This window comes from Paenibacillus sp. USDA918EY (assembly GCF_009870825.1).
GTDB classification, from domain to species: Bacteria; Bacillota; Bacilli; order Paenibacillales; family Paenibacillaceae; genus Paenibacillus_AQ; species Paenibacillus_AQ albilobatus.
In genome coordinates this window covers 1-327 of the sequence record NZ_WTWY01000072.1, presented here as the reverse complement: position 1 = coordinate 327, position 327 = coordinate 1, and the positions used below count along the sequence as shown (strand labels likewise).

Here is a 327-nt window from a genome sequence, read left to right as displayed (position 1 = left end):
ATCGCTCCTGGATCGTTTTAAGATCGGCTCCGGATTCCCGTAGCAGCATGCCGGCAGTATGACGCAGGCCGTGCAGCTTCACGAGCGGAAGATCGTTCTTTTCCAAAAAGCGGCGCCATGTCAGCGTTGGAGTGGATGGATAATACATAACGCCTTTTCCGGCATGGAATATATATTCCTTATCGCCCCCAAGCCACTTTTTGCAGTTGAGCTTTTCTTTGGCCCACTCTTTTCGGTATGCCTTAAGCTCATCCATATACCACTTAGGCATAGCCACCCAGCCTTCGGACTCCTCAGTCTTTACCTCGCCTTCGATCTTATTTCCTT

General features: G+C 50.2%; 1 protein-coding gene. It reads right to left on the bottom strand.

What is annotated here, in order from left to right:
* A partial coding sequence (locus GQY55_RS30860; RefSeq protein ID WP_236575994.1) for a tyrosine-type recombinase/integrase occupies positions 1-271 on the bottom strand: 271 nt, incomplete at its 3' end.
* Positions 272-327: the final 56 nt, after the last annotated feature.